Here is a 20,778-nt window from a genome sequence, read left to right on the forward strand (position 1 = left end):
TCGAATATGAAGAAAATAATTTACTGCATCTTATTTTTTCTAATTTATCAAGTTGCTTTATCTCAAACTCACCGTTTTTTTTACGAAGTGAAATTTCTGAATGACACTATTAATAAGGAGTATTTAGAAGACATTGTGGTTTTAGATGTAAATCCCGAAAATATAAAATCTTACAGTAATAATTATTTAATCACTGATTCTATGCGACAAAAAGCTCGCAGTGAGCTGTCATTTGTACAACCAATATTCAAAAATAAAATTTCAAAATCTATAAATTCAGATGCTTTCAAAAATTTCGAAAGTATTTATAATAATTATTACAGCATCGAAACTGAAGATAAAATGATTTGGACAATATCATCCGAAAAAAAAGAAATTGGTAGTTTAAAAGTTCAAAAAGCAGAAACCGATTTCGGCGGAAGACATTGGATCGCATGGTTTTCTACAGATCTGCCTTTTCCTTATGGTCCTTATAAATTTAGCGGTTTACCTGGATTAATATTAAAAATTGCTGATTCCCAAAATCAGTATGAATTCAATTTTATTAAAAATAGAAATTTTAAGGAAACACAGGATACAAGTTTCTTCTTGGAGGTTTACTACGGTTTCTTCAAACCAATCGCAGTCAGCGAGAAACAATTTGCAAAATTAAAAATGGACTATTATTTGGATCCATACAGTGATGTAAAATCTGGTCGGGAAAAAGTTACTTTTTATGATGATAATGGAATTGAAAAAGTACCCAACTTTCCGCAAATGACAAGTGATATGCAAAAAATGTTACGGGAAAATAACAATTCGATCGAGCGGAATCAGGGAATTAATTATCCTGTGAAATAAATTAGAGATTAAAATATTCCCAAACCAATCCACCCCGACTTTTTCCTAAGATTTCCTCCAAAGTTTCTCTGGATGATTCTCTTACTCTTTTGACCGATTTCAGTTTTGAAAGTAACAATTCTATTGCTTTTTCGCCGATTCCGGGAATTTCTTCGAGTTCAGATTTGATGGTCGAATTTTTACGGCGCGTTCGGTGATGTTTCACGCCAAATCGGTGAGATTCATCGCGAACTCTTTGCAGAATTTTTAGCGTTTCCGATTTTTTATCCAGATACAAAGGAATCGGATCTTCCGGAAAATAAATTTCTTCCAGGCGTTTTGCAATTCCGATGATGGTTATTTTTCCGTACAAACCAAGCAACTTCAAACTTTTTACGGAAGAAGAAAGCTGCCCTTTTCCACCATCAATTAATATGAGTTGTGGCAACGGTTCGGCTTCGTCCAACAATCTTTTGTACCGGCGATAAATCACTTCTTCCATGGTCTTATAATCATCGGGACCGACGACCGTTTTCGGATGAAAAATTCGGTAATCAGCTTTGCTCGGTTTTCCATCTTTAAAAACAACACACGCCGAAACGGGATTTGTTCCCTGAATATTCGAGTTATCGAAACCTTCGATATGTCGAGGCTCAGTTGGCATTCGCAATAATTTTTGCATCTCTGCCATGATTCGGTTGGTATGCCTTTCCGGATCTACAATTTGCACCGCTTTCAATTTTTCAATGCGGTATTCTTTAGCATTTTTCTCAGAAAGTTCTACTATTCTTTTCTTATCACCGACTTTCGGAACGATCAATTTTACATTCGGTATTTCTAAGGATAAATGAAAAGGAATCAAAATTTCTTTGGAATCAGAATCAAATTTCTGCCGGATTTCGATCATGGCTTCTTCCAAAATATCTTCATCCGTTTCTTCCAGAATTTTCTTGATCTCTGTCGTAAAACTTTGAATAATATTTCCGTTCTGAATTTTAAAATAATTAATGTACGCCGCAGTTTCATCACTCGTCATTCCGAAAACATCAACATCATTGATACTCGGATTTACGACCGTATGTTTGTGCTGATAATTTTCGAGCAGATCGATTCTTTCTTTGATCATCTGCGCGTTTTCAAACTCTAAATTCTGCGCAAAAGTCATCATCTGATTCGTCAAATATTCTTTCGCCGTACGGAAATCTCCTTTAATAATACCACGGATCGCCTCGATCTTTTTGTCGTAATGTTCCTTCATTTCGAGCATTTCACAAGGACCTTCACAATTTTTGATATGGTATTCCAGACAGACTTTATATTTTCCTTCTTCAATTTTTTTCGGAGAAAGATTCAGATTACATGTTCGAATTTTATACAGATGTTTAATGGTGTCGAGCAAAACCTTAGCGGGACGAACTTTCGCATAAGGACCGAAATATTCGGAACCGTCTTTGATTTTAGTTCGGGTCAGAAAAATTCGTGGAAAATCTTCATTTTTAATACAAATCCAGGGATAAGTTTTGTCATCTTTGAGCATCACGTTGTAAAACGGTTGATGTTCCTTAATTAGATTATTCTCCAACAAAAGCGCATCATATTCGCTGTTAACAACAGTAGTTTCGAGCCGGAAAATTTTCGCAACCATGATTCTGGTGCGATAACCTGGCTGATTTTTATTAAAATAAGATAGAACTCTTTTCTTTAAATTCTTCGCTTTACCAACGTACAATAAATTCGCGTTTTTATCATAATATCGATAAACTCCAGGATCGGACGGTAAAGTTTTAAGTTGAAGATCAAGATCAGCATTCATGTTGCAAAAATAAGGATTTTGCTTTGTAAAAAAGAACTTCTTAAAATAAAACCAGTCCGCCAAAATTGACAGACTGGTTTAAAATTATATTTTTAAATGTATTAAGCTTTCACATTTTCAGGGATTTGAATACCAATTATTTTATTTTTATAATCAGCTAATTGAACCACAACTACTTTCACATTATTCTTGAAAAAAGAAGTTTCAGCAAATAATTGTTCGTAATAATTAACGCCTTCGATCAAATTGCTTTTAAAGGTTTTCCATTTTTTAGTCTGAGCATTAGTGAAGCTTTCAGAATATTCTTCAATTTCATTTTTCAAATACTCTACATACATTTTCAATTCGTTCACAAAAATATTCGGACGGTTTGTTTCCGGCATTACATTTTCGTTTCCGTAAATATGTTTGACCATATCAGAAAGTGAAACTTCTTTGTCAAAATACGCCAAATTTGGTCCAGGACAAACGACTACGCCCTGTTTCTCTCCTTTAATTGGAATCTCACTTTCCAGATAAGAAGAGTTGACCAATCCGACACAAAGACAAGATTTTTCAGTAATTTTTGTTTTTCTTTTATCGTACTCTTTCAAAGATATTATCTCTTTTACCTCTTCCAGATCATTCAGTTTAACGGTTTGATATTTTCTGGAAGCCGTACAAATTCCTTCTGGTCCAAATTCTTTACTCAAAGCCAGATATTTTTTCGGACAAGAACTACCAGCTTTCTCTTTATTAATTTTCTCCTGTTTGAAAAACTCATTCGTGCTTCCTTTAATGGTGTTAAAAGGAATTCCGAGCGGAGAAATATTGCTTAAGTAAAAATCTTCTTCTTTGGATTTAGACAATAATTCTCTCGTTTCTTTGTCAACAGAAGTCGCTTCCGGAACCAATAAAAATGGCGAACCCCAACCAATACTATCGACTTGATAATTCTCCAACAAAAACTCGTGTTCTTCCGCAGTACCTACTCCACCCTGAACGGTGATTTTCATTTCTAAAGGTTGTGCCGGAACAGGAATTTCTTTTTGAGTCAAAGCATTTACCATCAATTCATGAGCAGAAGCGATCAGATCATTTTTCTTTTGTTTGAATTCTTCCATGATCGGACCAAGCAATAAACCATCGGTTGCAAAAGCGTGACCGCCACAGTTTAAACCAGATTCTACGCGGTATTCAGAAACCCAAAGTCCTTTTTTTGCCAAGAAATTTCCCTGAATCATCGCCGAACGGAAATCACTTACTTTCAAAATAATTTTCTTTTTTAATTCTCCTTTCTCATTTGGAAAAAAATCTGGAAAAGATTCAAAATAACTGTACAATCTCGGATTCATTCCGGCAGAAAGTACGATTGAAGAAGAAAGTTTGCTGTTGGCAAAACCTCTCAAAGAAACATGAGCATCATTGAAAATGACAGGTAATTGTATACCTTTTACGAAATTATCTTTATCTACTTTGGTCATGACATTCACATCAATACTTCCGGGAGAAAGGTGAGTTTCTAAGAATTTCCAGACATTTTCGGTGAAGTTTTCTTTTTGTTCAGCCAAGTTTTCCAATCCTTTTTTAATATCCGATTTGTTAGGAAGAATATCAATGTATTGCTGAAGAGCTTCTTTGCTTTTGCTCAATTCTTTCTTAAAGTTTTCAAACTTCAAATTAACGACGTCATGAACCATATCAAGATAAGCTGTAATTCTTTTCGCGCGGTAATCTTCAATTTTATTTGAAATTTCCGTGTAACTGAAATTGTTTCTTTTGTGGTACAAACTGTTCATTTTCTCAATGATTTCGTCATCGATGATTGAAATTACTGAAGAGATTCCGTATTGTGCAACTCTGATCGGACTGTCGATCGTATAAGCCAATCCCATAACCGGAATGTGAAAATTGTGTGCGGGCTTTTTCTTATTCATATTTTTTATTGATCTCTTTATTAACTAGATAATTTTAAATAACCATCAAAATTAGAATTAAATTTTTAATTATGTATCGGATACTACATTTATTAACGTTCTGATTTTATGACTTTTATCAGTAAATAAAAAAAACATTCAACTGTTCCTGCAGATTTTTAAAAAAGCGTATTTTTAAGCAAATTCTATTTAATGAAAATTTACGGCGTCGATACTTTTACGATTACTGATATAATGGCGATTTTGAAAAATCCCAAAGAAGCAAAACTTAACAAAGAAGCGAAACAGAAAATTCTGAAATCTCAAAGCAACGTTCAGAAAATAGTAGCTTCTGACAAAACGGTGTACGGGATTAATACGGGTTTTGGACCGCTTTGCGACGTGAAAATATCGGAAGAGGAAACAGCTCAACTTCAATATAATTTAATTATTTCTCACTCAGTTGGCGTTGGAAAACCGATTGCTAAGGATTATTCCAGAGTGATGATGATTGCAAAAATTCATGCATTATCGAAAGGATTTTCCGGCGTTTCGCTGGAAGTGATCGAGCGATTGATCATCATGTTGGAAAAAGATATCATTCCAGTTGTGCCGGAACAAGGTTCTGTTGGAGCTTCAGGTGATTTGGCTCCTTTGGCTCATTTAGTCTTACCGCTTTTAGGTTTAGGAAAAGTATGGCAACAGGATGAAATTGTAGAAACTGGAAAAGTTTTAGAAAAATATGGTTTACAACCTTTGCAACTTGGTCCAAAAGAAGGACTGGGTTTAATTAATGGAACTCAGTTTATTTTAGCACACGCCATTTTAGGCTTGAATAAATTTGAATACTTATTAAATCTAGCCGACTTAACTGCAGCAGTAAGTTTAGAAGCCTATCGAGGTTCATCAAGTCCATTTAAAAAAGAGCTTCATGATATTCGTCCGTTTGATGGCAGTAGAAAAGTAGCTACGAGAATGCGGAAGTTTCTAAAAGATTCCGACAATTTAAAAAGTCATGAATTCTGTGATCGTGTTCAAGATCCTTATTCCATGCGATGCGTTCCGCAAGTTCACGGTGCGAGTAGAAATGCTTACGAACATTTAAAAAATTTAGCAGAAACAGAATTGAATTCTGTGACGGATAATCCGATTATTTTAAGTTCTGAAGAATCAATTTCCGGTGGAAATTTCCATGGGCAATTACTAGCTTTACCTTTAGATTATGCGACTTTGGCAGTTGCGGAACTCGGAAATATTTCAGACCGAAGAAGTTATCTTTTACTGGAAGGAAAATATGGTTTACCAAGATTATTGACGGAGAGTTCAGGATTAAATTCCGGATTTATGATTCCACAATACACTTCTGCAGCGTTGGTTACCGAAAATAAAACTTTGTGTTTCCCGGCTTCTGCAGATTCTATTCCGACGAGTTTGGGACAGGAAGATCACGTTTCCATGGGAAGTATTTCGGGGAGAAAATTTAATCAGGTTTTAGGGAATTTAGAAAACATTCTTTCAGTAGAATTGATGTTTGGTGCGCAAGGATTAGAATTCCGACGTCCTGCAAAATGTTCGAAATATGTTGAAACTGCTTATTCTCTGATCCGAACAAAAGTTGCGAAATTAGAAGAAGACCGATTGATCGGCGAAGATATGTTGGCAATTGCGGACTTGATCAGAGATAGAAAATTTGAGGTTAATTAATTGTATCTAAATGCTATCATTAATCATCTTTCTATCCAATCCATCCATAAAAAAATTCCATCAAAATTAATTGATGGAACTTTTTATTCTATTGATTTACTATTGTTTACAGCTTCACTTCATTTTTTTTCAGATCTTTCTCTTTCTGTTTTTCGAGCTTTTTAAAATAACCACGGAAAAAGAAATTGTGTTTTAAAGCTTCCATATTTTGATTCAATTTGTCCGCAGCTTCTTTAACACTTACCACGGTAGAGTCGATATTTTTAACCAAAACCGGATCTTTGGTGATATAGTTTAAAGTTCCTTTTCCATTTTTAATTTCGTCCACATAATCATTCAAACTTTTGGTTGCCTTGTTAATATCCTGACCAGATTTTTCTAAGTTGCCAAAAACATCTTGAATTTGCTTACGAGATTTTGGATCACTCAAAAGAACTGCAGCAGCACTTTGATCGTAATTTATTTTAGAAATTATGGCGTTCACTTGAGCCATTGCTCTGTTACTACCTTCTGCGGTTCGCTTCAATGCAGCAAATGATCGACGCAAATCATGTTCCAATAAAGAGTCACTTAATATCGCACCCAAAGCTCCTTTTCCACCCACCACTTTATGCGTAATTTTTGCAAGATCCGAAGTGATCAAAGCTGCGCTCGCATTGGTTTTGCTAAAGGTCTCGAGAATTTCATCTACGGTCACCTTAGTTTTTATTTGAATTTGATCCCCTGAAACCACCATTTTTGCAGCTTTATTTTCTCCGGGAACAATGTTGACGACCATGCTTCCAACCAAACCGTCTGAAGCAATTGATGCAATGGCATCTTTTTTAATAAATCTCGCCGCTTCTTCATCCACCGACATTTCCACCCTAATTTTTCCTTCATCTTTCATTTCTATTTTGCTCACGGTTCCTACATTCACGCCCGAATACCGAACATTATTGCCAATCTGCAAACCACTTACATCGGTAAAAATCGCAGATAACTGAATATTTTTGCTAAAGAGGTGTTGCCGTTTTCCCACAAAATACAACGCGGTAACCAGAAGAATTGTCCCGAGTACGACGAAAATGCCGACATTCATTTTTTTTGAGGTAGATTTTTCCATACTATTAATTTTTAAAGAAGGCCTGAACTTGTGGATCTTCGGATTTTAAAAGTTCCTCATAAGTTCCTTCTGCATAATTAATTCCATCAACCAGTAAGATCATGCGGTTCGAAATAACTCGGGCGCAATCTACGTCATGCGTAATGATAATGGAAGAGGTTTTATATTTTAATTGAATATTTCTTAACAGTTCAATAATTTCTTTCGAAGTGATCGGATCTAAACCTGTTGTAGGTTCATCATACATGAGAATTTTCGGTTTTAGGATCAAAGCTCTTGCAAGCGCAACTCTTCTCTGCATTCCACCGGAAAGTTCAGAGGGCATTAAATCGATGGTTTTTCCCAGACCAACATCATCCAAAGCTTCTTTTACTAAAACTTCCGTTCCTGTAAAATTTTTAATTTTGTCTTTATGCCTTCTTAAAGGAAATTCCAGGTTTTCCCGAACCGTCATCGAATCGTACAAAGCACTTCCTTGAAAAAGAAATCCAATTTCAGTTCTTAAAATATCGAGTTCTTTTTGTCCCATCTTCGTAATATCTTCTCCATTGATGGTGATGCTTCCGCCATCGGCTTGAATTAATCCGACCAAACATTTAACCATAACAGATTTTCCGGAGCCGGATTTTCCCATGATCGTCAAATTTTCACCTTCAAAAAGTTTTAAATTAAAACCTTTCAACACCTGATTGTCGCCAAAACTTTTGGTGATATTTTTCAGTTCTAAAACTACTTTTTTTGAATTATTTTCTTCCATTTTTTAAATATCAAAAATAATATCAGTTACAAATACGGCGATAAAGTCGATGATAAAAATCAACATTGAGGTGTAAACAACCGCTGCATTAGAAGCTTCGCCCACGCCGACGGTTCCTTTCGCACAATTATAGCCTTTAAAACATCCAATTAAACCGATTGCAAAACCAAAGAAAAATGTTTTGATCGTTGCGGGAATAATGTCACCAAATGCAATTGCTTTGAAAACTTTACTAAAATATAAAGTATAGGAAACATCTGATTTTAAATTTTCCACAAGTGCAGAACCGAAAAGCGCGATAGCATCTCCGATAATTACTAAAAGTGGGAGCATTAAAGTTGCCGCTGCGATTCGCGTTACGACCAAATATTTAAAAGGATTCGTACCGGAAACCTCCATCGCATCGATTTGCTCTGTAACGCGCATGGAGCCCAATTCTGCACCGATTCCCGAACCAATTCTTCCCGCACAGATCAGCGCAATAATTACAGGGCCAATTTCCCGAATAATAGAAATACTGATCATGGAAGGAATCCAGGATTCTGCACCAAACTGTTCCAAAGTTGGCCGAGATTGCAGTGTAAATACCAATCCCAAAATAAATCCAGTTACAGAAACCAAGAGTAAAGATCGATTGCCAATATTATAACATTGTCGGATCAATTCTTTAAACTCAAAAGGTGGAAAAAACACTTCCCGAAAGAAACGTCCTCCAAACAAGGTAATATCTCCAATTTCGGCGAAAAAAGATTTGGTATTATCCAATAAAGCAGAATTTTTAAACATACAAATCGGTGTTAATCAAATGTAGTTATATTTATAGTGAATACAATATAATAAAATCAGCAGAAATCTGGCGATTTTTGCTTTCGTCACGTACTGAAATTTATATTTTAATCATTAAAAATTTAACGCTAATAAAATAGGGTTTAATCACCCGAAATTTAATTTCGTGAAATTATAAATTTGTAATCATTTAAACAACAAAATATGAAAACAAAGATTAAAATTTTCTTACTTGCTTTGTCAGGAATTTTACTTAACTGCAAAGAAGCAAAACCGGTGAATCCTATCTACAATACTGCATGGGCTGGAGTTGCAAATATTCCAACAGCTCAAAATATCGTCCTTAAATTTAGTGGCGATGACATCGACGTTATGTTAAAAGATAAAATTGTAGAGCAAATGAAATTTAAAGTTTCAAATGATACGTTACATATTGAAAAAACGATGGGCGGTTCACCTTGTCCTGTAAAAAGTAAAGGTGTTTACAGATATATTATTGAAGGTGATCAACTGAGTTTAAAATATGTTTCAGATGAATGTGATTCCCGCCAATATAATATGACGGTTTCCAATTTTAAGAAGGTAGCATTTGAAGATTAGGAATCTTCTTTTAAAGATTAATTGAATTGAAATCTTTCAATTTTAAAACATTTCAATTTCAAAAAATCTCAATCGGAAATGATTGAGGTTTTTCTTGGAAGGGAAAAATTAAAAATCTCTTGGAAAGATTGACCATAATGCAAAGAATTTTAGAATAACTTTTTATCTTTAGCCTATGATTAAATTTTTCGGTGGGATTTGTCTTTTCATATCCCTTTTATTTTCCGCACAATCCATTCCACAAACTTCTTCAGAGCTATACGACGATCTTCTTCGGTTGCAAAATAATACCACAGTAATGTATTTGGCGGCACATCCCGATGACGAAAATACCAGAATTATTTCCTGGCTCACCCATGAAAAACATGTTGATGCAGTTTATTTATCCTTAACTCGAGGTGATGGTGGACAAAATTTGATCGGCACCGAAAAAGGAGAATTATTAGGTTTGCTTCGTACGCAGGAACTTTTGGAAGCCCGAAAAGTCGATAAAGGAAGACAATGGTTTACGAGAGCTTTAGATTTTGGTTATTCCAAAACGGCGACAGAAACTTTGAAATTCTGGGATAAACAGCAAATCTTAGCCGATGTAGTTTGGGCAATTCGTAAAAATAAACCCGAAATTATCATCACTCGGTTTGATCCAAATTCTAATGGTGAAACTCACGGACATCATACTTCTTCTGCGCTTTTAGCCATGGAAGCATTTGATTTGGCAGGCGATCCAAAAGCTTTTCCGGACCAGTTGAAATATGTAAAAGTTTGGCAACCTAAACGAATGTTCTACAATACAAGCTGGTGGTTTTTTGGAAGTAAAGAGAATTTTGACAAAGCAAACAAAAGTGATCTATATTCCATCAATGTTGGAAATTATTATCCAACACTAGGAATTTCTAATAACGAAATTTCTTCTAAAGCACGAAGCAAACATGCTTGTCAAGGTTTCGGAATGGCTTTGGAAAGAGGTTCTGATTTAGAATATTTAAAATTTTTAAAAGGTGACAAACCAAAAACCAATGATATTTTTGAAGGAATACAACTTTCCTCAGAAGGCGGAACTTTTAAAACGCAGATGGATAAAACTATTTCTGAATTTGATTATAGCAATCCGCAACTTTCTTTGAATAATCTCCTTCAGGTTTATGTCCTCTTGAAAAAAAATAATGCAGATGATTTAAAAATACAACAGGTTAAAGATTTAATTTTACAAACGCAGGGAATTTATTTTGAATGGACGACAAAAAATGGTTTCGGAACTTTTAATCAAGAAATTTCCACCAACTTAGAGATTACCAACAGAAGTAATGCAACTATAAATGTCTCCATTTCCGGAAGTGGTAACAAAGAAATTTTAGCCAACGAATCCTATAAAGCCACTGAGAAATTAAAATTGGATGATGTAAAATTGTCCAATCCATACTGGCTTCAGGAAACTCCGAAAAATAATTTTTATGTCGTCAATAATCCAGAAGATATTGGACAACCGGAAATTTTAAATCCCATTAAAAAAGCAGTTACGATTAATTTTGGTCCGACAAAAATTGATTTCAATATTCCTTTGAAACAAAAAACGGTGAATCCCTCTATTGGGGAACGTTACGAACCTTTTTATATTGTTCCCGCTTTTGTGGCAAATTTCGATCAGGAAAATTTTATTTTCAGCAATCAACCCAAACAAATAACGGTTGAAGTAGAAAGTTTCGTGGTGAATTCTTCCGCGAAAGTTTCCTTAAAAACAAGTAAAGACTGGAAAGTTTCGGAACCACAAACAATTAATTTTATAGAAATTGGTGAAAAGAAAAAAGTGCTTTTTACCGTGGAACCAATTTCGAAAAACGCCAATTCTTTTATCGAAGCGATTGTAGAATCTCAGGGAAAAATCTATGATCAATCTTTAAATGTGGTCGATTATCCACATATCGACCGACAGATTTGGCTTAGAAATGCACAGGCAAAGATTCAAAATTTAGATTTGAAAATTCCGAATGTTAAGATTGCTTATCTGAAAGGTTCGGGCGACGAAATCCCTTCCTCTTTGCGAGCAATTGGCTTACACGTTGATGAGTTGGATTTAAAAAACTGGAATCCCTCCCTTCTAAAAAATTATGATGTTTTAATTTTAGGAATTAGAATTTATAATACGCAGCCCGAAATGGCTTTGATCAATAAAGACCTTTGGAAATTTGTGGAAAACGGTGGTTTGGTCATTAATCAATACAATGTGAACCGCGGTTTACTGACGGATGAAATCGCACCTTTCCAATTAAAATTGGGCTCAAATAGAATTTCTGAAGAAGATGCAAAACTGAAATTTCTGTTTCCGAATCATCCTGTATTTAACGTTCCAAACATCATGATAGAAAAAGACATGGACAATTGGGTTCAGGAAAGAGGATTATATTTCGCTGATGATTATGATCAAAATTTAATTCCGCTTTTAGAAGGAAATGATACGGGAGAATCTCCCCAAAAAGGAATATTATTAGCAGGAAAATACGGAAAAGGAACTTATGTTTATACGGGTTTATCGTTCTTCCGAGAATTACCGGCGGGAGTTCCTGGCGCGTATAAATTATTTATGAATATTCTGGCGCTGGGGAAAACGAAAAAATAAGCGCACAGATTTTAACTGAAAACTTGCACACGGATGACACAGATTTGCACAGATTTATTTACAGTGTCATGACAAAACAATATTAAATCCTTGAGAATCCGTGAAATCTGTCGGCGTTTTTTGCACACGAATTTGCACAGATTTAAACAGATCTTTATTGATTTGCAAATGTGAAAATGCAGGAATCATTTTTTAACTAGCAGAAAAAAAACATCCGTGACAATCTGTGAAATCTGTGCGCCAAAAATTTAAAAAAAATGTGCTAAAATATGAATCAGGAAAAAAATACGAATTGGAAAACGCTCTACACTGCGCTATTGATCATTACGGTTTTAATGATTGTTGCCATGCTCATCTTTCAAAACTATTATAAATGAAAAGTTTAGACTGGGCAGTTCTCATTTTCGTTCTGCTATTCATCGTCATTTACGGGATTTATAAATCTAAAAAAGTAACAACATCGGAATCATTTTTGGGCGGAAAAACCAATCCATGGTGGATGGTCGGATTGAGCATTATGGCGACACAAGCGAGTGCCATCACGTTTTTATCAACTCCCGGACAAGCCTATCACGACGGTTTGGGCTTTGTGCAATTTTATTTTGGTTTGCCCATTGCGATGGTTATTCTTTGCGTTTGGGTGCTTCCAAAATTTTTCAAAATGAACGTTTTAACAGCGTATGAATATTTAGAAAAACGATTCGGACTTTCGACCAGGATTTTAACAGCGATCCTATTTTTAATTCAAAGAGGTTTGGCAGCCGGAATTACCATTTTTGCACCGGCCATTATTCTATCCACCATTTTAGGTTGGAATCTGATTTTAACCAATATTGTGATCGGAAGTTTGGTGACGATCTATACTTTAGTTGGTGGTACAGAAGCAGTGAGTCAGACCCAGAAACAACAGATGATTGTGATTTTTATCGGAATGTTTCTGGCCTTTTTTCTCATCGTAGAGAAATTACCTTTAGATTTAAATGATGCGTTGCTTTATTCCGGTAAAATGGGGAAACTCAATGCTGTGAGTTTTGAATTTAATTTGAATAACCGCTACAATATTTGGTCAGCATTTTTGGGCGGAACGTTTTTATTCCTCAGTTATTTTGGCACCGATCAAAGTCAGGTTCAAAGATATCTGACGGGGAAAAGTTTGAAGGAAGCGCGACTTGGATTGCTCTTTAATGGCTTGTTCAAAATCCCCATGCAGTTCTTTATTCTGTTTATCGGAGTGATGGTTTTTGTGTTTTTCCAGTTTGAAAAGACACCTTTAAATTTTAATCCACTTTCTCAAACCCTCAAAAATAATACGGAATATAAAGCTTTGAATTCTGATTATGATCAAATTCACGAAGAGAAAAAACAAAAAATCGCAGTCTGGAAAACCGATCATTCCGAGAAAGTGATGTCGGAACTGAAAGATCTTCAGGCGAAAGAAGTCGTCATCAGAGAAGATGTAAAAAAATTAATCAATAAAGAAGCGCCGGATATTGAATCAAATGATAAGGATTATGTCTTTATCTATTACATCCTCAATTATTTACCAACCGGAATTGTCGGCTTATTGATCGCGGTTATTTTATCTGCGGCAATGAGTTCTACGTCTTCAGAACTGAATGCTTTGGCAACAACGACCGTCGTAGATATTTACAAGCGAAATTTCGCACCCGATATTTCAGAAAAAAAATACCTGAATGCTTCCAGATTGTTCACCTTGATGTGGGGAATGGTCGCCATTTTCTTTGCCGTGAATGCGAGTTTGTTTGAAAACTTAATTCAGGCAGTGAATATTATTGGCTCCTTATTTTACGGTGTTATCCTGGGCGTTTTCGCAATCGCCTTCCTCTTTCCAAAAATCGGCGGAAAAGCAACAATGTGGAGTATTTTGATTGTAGAACCTGTGATAATTTTGCTCTACTTTTTAGATTTTAAAGAGGTGATTGAACTGGAGTTTCTGTGGCTGAATCCGATTGGATGTTTGCTGATGATTGCGGTTGCGAGTGTACTTCAAAGGTTTTTTAAAAATGAAGATCCTGCTATAATTGAAGTTGTATAATTAAATAACCCTTTTAACCAATTTTATTTTTAATTTACATCCATAAAATTTCAGATAAATTTTTAACACTATCTAAATCATGAAAAAACTAATTGTTCTTTTCGCCTTCCTAATGTTTGGTTTGAATTTCAGCTTTGCCCAAACGTATCCAAGCAGTTACACCGACGGCAAATATGTGCAAGTAAATGGCGCAAAACTCTATGTATTAGAAGTCGGAAAAGGCGATCCGATGATCATCATTCCGGGCGGACCGGGCGGAAATCATATCGGTTACCGCGCTTTTGATGCACTGGCAAAAGACAATAAAATTATTTACTACGATGCATTCGGCAGAGGAAAAAGTGATACCGCAAAAGTAGTTAAAGAATATACTTTGGCGCGCGATATTGAAGATATCGAAGGTTTGCGAGTAGCACTAAAATTAAATAAGATCAATGTTCTGGGACATTCTTACGGCGGTTTGGTTGCACAAGGTTACGCTTTAAAATATCCCCAGAATGTGAGTCATTTAATTCTGGCCGATACTTTTCACAGTTATCTCATGTGGCAAAAAAATGATGACAATTCCAATCACGAAATTAAAACCAACTACCCCGAAGTCTGGGCAGAACTCATGGCAATTCGGGAAAAAGGCGCAGTTTCCAGCGATTCTGCCCATCAAAATATTTATGGCAAAGTACCTTACGGTTTTTTATATGCGTACAATCCTGATAATTTTATTTCCAAAAATTCAAAGCCTTATCCGAATCCTTTCAATTCAAAACTTTATTACCAGATGGTCGGTCGCGACGGCGATTTTATTGTAGGAAGTGACATCGGGACTTTCGACTTTCGCAAAGAATTAAAAAATCTAAAAATGCCCGTCTTAATTTATGGCGGCAGATACGATCGCGTCGCCGTACCCGAAATGATGGTAAAATACAAAGACTATTGTCCGCAAGCAAAATTTGTAATGTTCGAAAAATCCGGGCATAATCCACAGGTTGAAGAACCGGAGAAATTATTTCCGTTGATTGAGGGATTTTTGCATTGAGGATTTTACATTAAAAGCCTTCATCATTGTAATCTAGTATCTAGATTATATAGAAAAACTCAGCTGGAGTTTTTGTGGTTGAATCAGATTGGCGCTTGTTGATAATTGGGGTTGCGAGTATGTTGAAGAGGATTTGTACAAATGGAAATACTTAAATAAATTAAAGATTACAATTAATTTTATATTGATCTTAATTAAAAATAAATTCTGAAAAAGTGTCCGTTTTCATAATATCAATTTTAAAATTGGCATTATCGTCTTTCAATATTATTACACTATCAAATCCTAACTTATCTAATTTTTCCATAGTCGCTAATTCTCCTTCTTTCAATTGCAAAACTGTTCGCAAAAGCCAATCAGACATTGCCTTATTTGGATCGGTCATCAAAGCTTTTGAATTGTCTTGACAGACTTTAGCTGTAAAAATTTCTCCTGTTGGTATTTCTAAATTGAAATGCTCATCTCTTTTTGGAAAAAAATCAGGGAATTTTCTGTGGATTTCAATCGGGATTGGAATGTAGATTTCTCCATAATTTCTTTTTCTACCCCCTGCATTCCATTGATTTAATCCACTTTTCTCAAATATGAATTTTTCTTTTTTATAAATTCCATATAATGGCAAAATAACATAATTTTCTCCTTTTTGAAGTTTATTAGTTGCAGGTTTTAAATCTTTATTTTCTTCAAATAATTCAAGCAATAAAGTATATGGGTCTTCAATTATTTCAATAGGTAATCGGAAAGCTTTTGATGGAATTATAAATTTTCTAAAAAGTGTGCTTTTTGAATAATTAAAAGAATAGAAATTATGTCCATCTTCAAATTGTAAACTCGCTTTGTTGTTTTTTACTGAATGTATATTAGAAATATCAATCACATCGTAATCAGTTTCAAAAAGTAAAAGTTCTTTTTCCTTTCTTGCAACAATATGATACAAGGAGTTTTCAATGTCGTAAACTCTATTTGCCAAATTTATTCTATCGTTTCTGAATTCCCCTAATTTGATAGCTAACTCTTTGCCTTTGAATTCTGATAAAACCCTTGAAAGAGAATTAAATTCTGCTACTTTTTCATTGCTATTATTACCATTACAAGTAAAAGTTTTTAAGCCAATACCAATTGAATTATAGTTTGCATCAAAAGCTGTATCAGATCTTGATAAATTTCCTGCATCAAAACTTCGGCAAAATATATTTTCAGCAACTCTATAATTGATAAATGGAATAGCACTCTCACTAAATAAACCAGAGAGTTTAGAAACAGCTGAAAGTAATTTTAAATAATTTCCCTTATTTTCTATGTCGATTTCTGCAAATGATTTCATAAAACATTTATTATTTCATTACTGATCCTCTCAATTAAAGTAGTTGTTACGGAATTACCAGCTTGCATATACAGTCTACTATTTGCCAGATTTGGTAGAATATAATTTTCTGGATAACCTTGAAATAAAAAACATTCCTTCGGTGTCAATTTTCTAATTCCAAAATCATCTTTGATAAGTGGCACATTATGTCCACCAGTTCCCATGTTAGCTGTTAATGTAGGACAAACATTGCTTTTATTCTCTCTGGCATAAACTCTTCGCCATTGATAAACTGTATCTTTGGAGACCATCGTTTTTGCCAATTCTGGATAATATTGATGGTCTTTTTTATAATATAAATTTTCAGCTTGCTTTCCTTTTTCTAAAATATCGTGGATCGTTTTTGTTAATTTAATTGCCTCGGGAAATTTAAAATCAGCATAATTCTCAACTTGTTCTGGATCAAATGCAACAATGAAAATTCTTTCACGATTTTGCGGAATATTTGCATGAGTAGCAGAATTTAAAATCTTTGTGTAAACCTTATACTTTAATTTATTTTCTAAAATATCAACAATTGTTTTAAACGTGTTTCCCTTGTCGTGCGAAACTAGATTTTTTACATTTTCTAAAAAAATAACTTTTGGTCTATGCTTTTTAACAATTTGCTCAATGTCAAAAAACAAAGTTCCTCTTGTGTCTGCAAAACCTTTTCGGTTTCCTGCAATTGAAAAAGCTTGACAAGGAAAACCGGCACAGAGCAAATCAAATTTATCAGGTATATATCCTTTCGTACTTTCTTTTGTAATATCACCAAATGGAACTTCTCCAAAGTTTCCTTTATAAGTAATCTTAGCAAACTTATCCCACTCACTTGTAAATACACATTTTCCTCCTAAATTTTGCAAAGCCAAACGAAATCCTCCAATCCCCGCAAATAAATCGATGAAAGTAAATTTTGGTTTCTCAACTGGTGCAAATGGAATATCATCCATTTCGAAAAGCCCCATTTGCAAAGCCTCTTCCGCAACCTTCGTTGTGATTATATTCTCAGGATATTTATTTTCTAAAATTTCTTTGGTAAATTTTATAGCATCATCTTTAAAGAAATTAGAAATCTTCTTATTTTTTAGACTTTGTAAATAATGCGTAAGAACTGCCTCTTGATTATTATCTGACTCGATTAATTTTATTCTAAACTGCTTATCACCAACAGTCTCTAAAGATATTTTTTCTGTAAACTTCATTAGTAATCTTTTATTAGAAAAGCTCTTTAATATCTATTTCCAAGGCAATCGCAATTTTCTCAATCAATTCGATAGAAACATTAGTCTTACCTTTTTCAATTAAATGCATATAAGCTCTATCGATGTTTGCTTTTAAAGCAAGCTTTTCTTGAGACAAAGATTTCTCTATTCTCAACTCATAAATTCGCTTTCCTAGCTTTTCCTTAACATTCATATTGTCCCTTTCAATTGTTGTAAATTTTAAATTTTGTTGTCAATACTACAACTGGCAATAAGCCACATTTCTACTTTTAATTAAATAATCTCAATGCATGATAGACGAACCTATGAGCGAAGAATTTTTGCAAAAAAAATCCCCGTTAATCAATCGATTAACAAGGACTCCAATTATTATTACCAATTCCCTCTCAGATCTTTTTATTAAAAAAACAAAAAAAAGGGTTTTTTAACGGTCGTTAATAAACCCTTCTTTCTTTAATTTCACATCTAATTAATCCATTAAAAAATAATACCATGGCATCAACATCCGAAGTAGGCCACGCCAAAAATGTCGCAAACCTACAAGACCTTATCGAATTTATTACAGCTTACGGCGCAACCTACAACCCTTCAAAAAGTAATCTTCAGCTTCCCCAGATTCTTGCCCTAAAAGCTGCCGCCGAAACTTCTTTAACAGAAGTTATCGCCAAAAATACCGACTTCAATACCAAAGTAAATCATCGCGTAATCGCCTTTAGCGATGTGAAACCACTCTCTACCCGCCTCGTCGCTGCGTTGCAAACAACCGATGCTTCCGAACAAACCATCGATGATGCAAAAACATTCAACAATAAAATTCAGGGTAAAGGTTCTTCCGCGCCAAAAACACCGCTGAATCCACTTGAACCTGCACCCAAAACCATTTCAAACAGCCAACAATCCTATGACCAACTTATTCAGCATTTTACCGGTTTAAAATCAGTCTTAGAGTCGGAACCGACTTATGCTCCTAATGAAACAGAATTGCAAATAGTCACCCTCGATACAAAAATTACCGACTTTAACCAAAAGAATACTGCCGTCGCACAAACATACACCGCCGTCAGTAACTCTAGAATTGCTAGAGACAAAGTCCTTTATACTGATCAAAATTCCATCTACGAAACCGCGAAAGAAGTAAAACTCTACGTGAAAGCCCTATTCGGCGCAAACAGTCCAGAATTTGCGCAAGTAAAAGGAATAGACTTCAGAAAACCGAAACTTTAATCGCTACTTAAAATATAATTCGGCCCTTGGAAAAAGAATATTCTGACACTGCAAAAGAAATATCTGACACCTCAGAAGAAATATCTGCCACTGCAAAAGGAAACGAATATCCCGCAACCAGAAACTACCGCCCTGCAAATGATAACTCGCATGCCGCAAGTAGAAACTACCATCACGCAACTAGAAACTCGAAACCCGCAACTAGAAACTTACGTCCTGCAACTAAAAACTCGAAACCCGCAAATAGAAACGAGTCTCCCGCAAGAGAATAGTCTGCCACTGCAAAAGGATTATTACACACAAAGAAAAAACGCAACAAAAAATGGACACCAAACTTTGGGGTCCATTATAATTATAAAATAAGTAGTCTTACTTCTTACTCCACTTCGCAATATTATCCGTATTAATTTTCACGTAATCCTCATTACCCTCTTTCTTTGCAAGCGCTAAAGATTGAGTGGCGGTAGCAATTGCCACTTTCTTCATTCCATTAGCAGCTTCAATTTCAGATTTTAATTTCAACATGTAATAGGTATCCGGTTGAAGCGCATTCGCTTTCTCCGTATATTCCAAAGCTTTCTTCAGATCCATCCCTTCCTGAAGATAATAACCCGCAGCTTGATGATAATCCCCGGCTTTTGCCTCCTTCGAACCTAAAGTCGTGTTGATCGATTCCAAAACCTCTTTCTTAGAATCCATAACGATCGGAACTTTCACCATCGTGTTTTCCCAGTTCATCACAAGATTTGCTTTATCAGTTTTAAGATCATCAAAACCGATAATAAAAGTTTCAAACATAGTTGCACTTTTCTCTGCTTTCACTTTAGTTCTGGCCGCAATTTGATCCGCTTTCAATTCTTTCGGCGCACCCCACTGTTCCGTATCCTTATAAAGAATAACTTCCCACTGGTTCGTTGAAGGAATGGTGTAAAGCGCATACTTCCCGGCCGGAATAGCGATGCCATTAAAAGTAGCATCATTTTTAAAAGTGATATCGGTAGAACCATTTGCACCCGTTCGCCAAACTTGATCCATCGGAACCAGATTACCAAAAACCTTTCGGCTGTTCGCAGACGGTCGGGAATATTCCACCGTAACCTCAGAAAGTCCAATAGTTTGCTTCACCATCGCAGCCGGACTCGGTTGCGGAGTTTTCACCTGTGCATTGCCCATTGCAACTGCACCAAGGAATAATAAAGATAAGATACTTTTTTTCATGACAGATTTAATTAGATTATCAATAAGTTTTAAAGATACTTCAAATTAGAATGAGTCACAAGTCTCTACAAAGACTTTAATACTTTTCCTAACTGTAAAACTATGAACACATACTTATCTTTAAATAAATACATTCTCAATGAGGAGCACCCAGACTTTTCCTTCTACCAGGCAACAACCAGCTGTCCGCTATATCTTTTTTGCTTCAATATTTCGGCTCAGAAATCAAATCATTGCCGGCAAAAAAGGATACCGCTTCCATCTGGGCTAAAACTTCAGGCATTTCATCTTTCCACGGAATACACAAATAAAAATACCGAACCGATTTGTTAGTCTATCTGTCTATTATCTATCCGTCTTTCATCTGAGTTTACAGCACAAAAAAACCTCATACAAATAAATGTATGAGGTTTAAAAAAACTGGCGGCGACCTACTCTCCCGCTTACGCAGTACCATCGGCGCTAGAGGGCTTAACTTCTGTGTTCGGAATGGGAACAGGTGAGCCCCTCTGCTAAAACCACCCTAAAGTTGGTTTTGTACAAAAGGATGTACAGTATATGTATATTAAATAAGACTAAT

17 protein-coding genes and 1 rRNA gene are annotated in these 20,778 nt (G+C 35.1%); 8 read left to right on the forward strand and 10 right to left on the reverse strand.

The window, feature by feature from the left end:
• Nucleotides 1–6: 6 nt before the first annotated feature.
• Nucleotides 7–840, forward strand: a complete 834-nt coding sequence (locus OA86_RS12075; protein ID WP_039353602.1) for a GLPGLI family protein — start codon at nucleotides 7–9, stop codon at nucleotides 838–840.
• Nucleotide 841: 1 nt separating this feature from the next.
• Here the strand turns inward: OA86_RS12075 and uvrC are convergent, their stop codons facing one another.
• Both uvrC and OA86_RS12085 read right to left on the reverse strand, forming a co-directional pair.
• Nucleotides 842–2,632 carry an excinuclease ABC subunit UvrC gene (gene uvrC, locus OA86_RS12080; RefSeq protein WP_039353605.1) on the reverse strand — a complete coding sequence of 597 codons (1,791 nt, stop codon included), beginning with the start codon at nucleotides 2,630–2,632 and terminating at the stop codon, nucleotides 842–844.
• 101 nt (nucleotides 2,633–2,733) lie between these two features.
• Entirely contained in the window at nucleotides 2,734–4,548 is a 1,815-nt protein-coding gene (locus tag OA86_RS12085; protein ID WP_039353606.1) for a hypothetical protein, read from the reverse strand.
• A gap of 192 nt (nucleotides 4,549–4,740) precedes the next feature.
• Here OA86_RS12085 and hutH point away from each other — a divergent pair, with 192 nt between their 5' ends.
• Nucleotides 4,741–6,231 (forward strand): histidine ammonia-lyase, encoded by a 1,491-nt coding sequence (hutH, locus tag OA86_RS12090; protein ID WP_039353608.1) that lies wholly within the window; start codon nucleotides 4,741–4,743, stop codon nucleotides 6,229–6,231.
• A gap of 106 nt (nucleotides 6,232–6,337) precedes the next feature.
• On the opposite strand, the gene OA86_RS12095 is transcribed toward hutH, so the two are convergent.
• Genes OA86_RS12095 through OA86_RS12105 form a run of 3 tightly spaced genes read right to left on the reverse strand, consistent with a single transcriptional unit; the run spans nucleotide 6,338 to nucleotide 8,879 of the window.
• On the reverse strand, nucleotides 6,338–7,336 hold the full coding sequence (locus tag OA86_RS12095; RefSeq protein WP_039353610.1) for an MlaD family protein: 999 nt from the start codon (nucleotides 7,334–7,336) through the stop codon (nucleotides 6,338–6,340).
• 4 nt (nucleotides 7,337–7,340) lie between these two features.
• Nucleotides 7,341–8,093, reverse strand: a complete 753-nt coding sequence (locus OA86_RS12100; protein ID WP_039353613.1) for an ABC transporter ATP-binding protein — start codon at nucleotides 8,091–8,093, stop codon at nucleotides 7,341–7,343.
• 3 nt (nucleotides 8,094–8,096) lie between these two features.
• The gene (locus tag OA86_RS12105) at nucleotides 8,097–8,879 is read right to left on the reverse strand and encodes an MlaE family ABC transporter permease (protein WP_039353616.1); all 783 of its coding nucleotides are present in this window, start codon (nucleotides 8,877–8,879) and stop codon (nucleotides 8,097–8,099) included.
• Nucleotides 8,880–9,083: 204 nt separating this feature from the next.
• On the opposite strand from OA86_RS12105, the gene OA86_RS12110 reads away from it, so the two are divergent.
• From OA86_RS12110 to OA86_RS12125, 4 genes are all read left to right on the forward strand, one after another.
• Nucleotides 9,084–9,479 carry a hypothetical protein gene (locus tag OA86_RS12110; protein WP_039353619.1) on the forward strand — a complete coding sequence of 132 codons (396 nt, stop codon included), beginning with the start codon at nucleotides 9,084–9,086 and terminating at the stop codon, nucleotides 9,477–9,479.
• A gap of 175 nt (nucleotides 9,480–9,654) precedes the next feature.
• Nucleotides 9,655–12,093, forward strand: a complete 2,439-nt coding sequence (locus tag OA86_RS12115; protein ID WP_039353622.1) for a PIG-L family deacetylase — start codon at nucleotides 9,655–9,657, stop codon at nucleotides 12,091–12,093.
• Nucleotides 12,094–12,466: 373 nt separating this feature from the next.
• Nucleotides 12,467–14,149, forward strand: a complete 1,683-nt coding sequence (locus tag OA86_RS12120; protein WP_039353625.1) for a sodium:solute symporter family protein — start codon at nucleotides 12,467–12,469, stop codon at nucleotides 14,147–14,149.
• Nucleotides 14,150–14,228: 79 nt separating this feature from the next.
• Nucleotides 14,229–15,182: an alpha/beta fold hydrolase gene (locus OA86_RS12125; RefSeq protein WP_039353629.1), complete on the forward strand. Its 954-nt coding sequence runs from the start codon at nucleotides 14,229–14,231 to the stop codon at nucleotides 15,180–15,182.
• 190 nt (nucleotides 15,183–15,372) lie between these two features.
• On the opposite strand, the gene OA86_RS12130 is transcribed toward OA86_RS12125, so the two are convergent.
• From OA86_RS12130 to OA86_RS12140, 3 genes are read right to left on the reverse strand one after another with little or no spacing between them, the layout of a single operon-like run.
• The gene (locus OA86_RS12130; RefSeq protein ID WP_052257507.1) at nucleotides 15,373–16,506 is read right to left on the reverse strand and encodes a restriction endonuclease; all 1,134 of its coding nucleotides are present in this window, start codon (nucleotides 16,504–16,506) and stop codon (nucleotides 15,373–15,375) included.
• Nucleotides 16,503–17,735 (reverse strand): DNA cytosine methyltransferase, encoded by a 1,233-nt coding sequence (locus tag OA86_RS12135; protein ID WP_082017335.1) that lies wholly within the window; start codon nucleotides 17,733–17,735, stop codon nucleotides 16,503–16,505. The genes OA86_RS12130 and OA86_RS12135 overlap by 4 nt, the downstream gene beginning before the upstream one ends.
• Nucleotides 17,736–17,748: 13 nt before the next feature.
• The gene (locus OA86_RS12140; RefSeq protein WP_039353632.1) at nucleotides 17,749–17,949 is read right to left on the reverse strand and encodes a helix-turn-helix domain-containing protein; all 201 of its coding nucleotides are present in this window, start codon (nucleotides 17,947–17,949) and stop codon (nucleotides 17,749–17,751) included.
• Between the two features lie 299 nt (nucleotides 17,950–18,248).
• On the opposite strand from OA86_RS12140, the gene OA86_RS12145 reads away from it, so the two are divergent.
• A complete protein-coding gene (locus OA86_RS12145; RefSeq protein WP_039353635.1) occupies nucleotides 18,249–18,980 on the forward strand; it encodes a hypothetical protein in 732 nt (243 codons plus the stop codon).
• A 26-nt stretch (nucleotides 18,981–19,006) separates the two neighbouring features.
• Nucleotides 19,007–19,252: a hypothetical protein gene (locus tag OA86_RS12150; RefSeq protein WP_039353637.1), complete on the forward strand. Its 246-nt coding sequence runs from the start codon at nucleotides 19,007–19,009 to the stop codon at nucleotides 19,250–19,252.
• Between the two features lie 97 nt (nucleotides 19,253–19,349).
• On the opposite strand, the gene OA86_RS12155 is transcribed toward OA86_RS12150, so the two are convergent.
• Nucleotides 19,350–20,198: a DUF2911 domain-containing protein gene (locus OA86_RS12155; protein WP_039353639.1), complete on the reverse strand. Its 849-nt coding sequence runs from the start codon at nucleotides 20,196–20,198 to the stop codon at nucleotides 19,350–19,352.
• 418 nt (nucleotides 20,199–20,616) lie between these two features.
• Nucleotides 20,617–20,724: ribosomal RNA gene (rrf, locus tag OA86_RS12160) — 5S ribosomal RNA — on the reverse strand.
• Between the last annotated feature and the right edge of the window lie 54 nt (nucleotides 20,725–20,778).

Source organism: Kaistella jeonii (assembly GCF_000812865.1).
In the GTDB taxonomy this organism is placed as follows: domain Bacteria; phylum Bacteroidota; class Bacteroidia; order Flavobacteriales; family Weeksellaceae; genus Kaistella; species Kaistella jeonii.

What these genes read in the sequence shown, in the direction of transcription:
- OA86_RS12075 (WP_039353602.1), top strand. Translation starts at nt 7, where the DNA reads ATGAAGAAAATAATTTACTGCATCTTATTTTTTCTAATTTATCAAGTT.
- uvrC (WP_039353605.1), bottom strand. Translation starts at nt 2,632, where the DNA reads ATGAATGCTGATCTTGATCTTCAACTTAAAACTTTACCGTCCGATCCT.
- OA86_RS12085 (WP_039353606.1), bottom strand. Translation starts at nt 4,548, where the DNA reads ATGAATAAGAAAAAGCCCGCACACAATTTTCACATTCCGGTTATGGGA.
- hutH (WP_039353608.1), top strand. Translation starts at nt 4,741, where the DNA reads ATGAAAATTTACGGCGTCGATACTTTTACGATTACTGATATAATGGCG.
- OA86_RS12095 (WP_039353610.1), bottom strand. Translation starts at nt 7,336, where the DNA reads ATGGAAAAATCTACCTCAAAAAAAATGAATGTCGGCATTTTCGTCGTA.
- OA86_RS12100 (WP_039353613.1), bottom strand. Translation starts at nt 8,093, where the DNA reads ATGGAAGAAAATAATTCAAAAAAAGTAGTTTTAGAACTGAAAAATATC.
- OA86_RS12105 (WP_039353616.1), bottom strand. Translation starts at nt 8,879, where the DNA reads ATGTTTAAAAATTCTGCTTTATTGGATAATACCAAATCTTTTTTCGCC.
- OA86_RS12110 (WP_039353619.1), top strand. Translation starts at nt 9,084, where the DNA reads ATGAAAACAAAGATTAAAATTTTCTTACTTGCTTTGTCAGGAATTTTA.
- OA86_RS12115 (WP_039353622.1), top strand. Translation starts at nt 9,655, where the DNA reads ATGATTAAATTTTTCGGTGGGATTTGTCTTTTCATATCCCTTTTATTT.
- OA86_RS12120 (WP_039353625.1), top strand. Translation starts at nt 12,467, where the DNA reads ATGAAAAGTTTAGACTGGGCAGTTCTCATTTTCGTTCTGCTATTCATC.
- OA86_RS12125 (WP_039353629.1), top strand. Translation starts at nt 14,229, where the DNA reads ATGAAAAAACTAATTGTTCTTTTCGCCTTCCTAATGTTTGGTTTGAAT.
- OA86_RS12130 (WP_052257507.1), bottom strand. Translation starts at nt 16,506, where the DNA reads ATGAAATCATTTGCAGAAATCGACATAGAAAATAAGGGAAATTATTTA.
- OA86_RS12135 (WP_082017335.1), bottom strand. Translation starts at nt 17,735, where the DNA reads ATGAAGTTTACAGAAAAAATATCTTTAGAGACTGTTGGTGATAAGCAG.
- OA86_RS12140 (WP_039353632.1), bottom strand. Translation starts at nt 17,949, where the DNA reads ATGAATGTTAAGGAAAAGCTAGGAAAGCGAATTTATGAGTTGAGAATA.
- OA86_RS12145 (WP_039353635.1), top strand. Translation starts at nt 18,249, where the DNA reads ATGGCATCAACATCCGAAGTAGGCCACGCCAAAAATGTCGCAAACCTA.
- OA86_RS12155 (WP_039353639.1), bottom strand. Translation starts at nt 20,198, where the DNA reads ATGAAAAAAAGTATCTTATCTTTATTATTCCTTGGTGCAGTTGCAATG.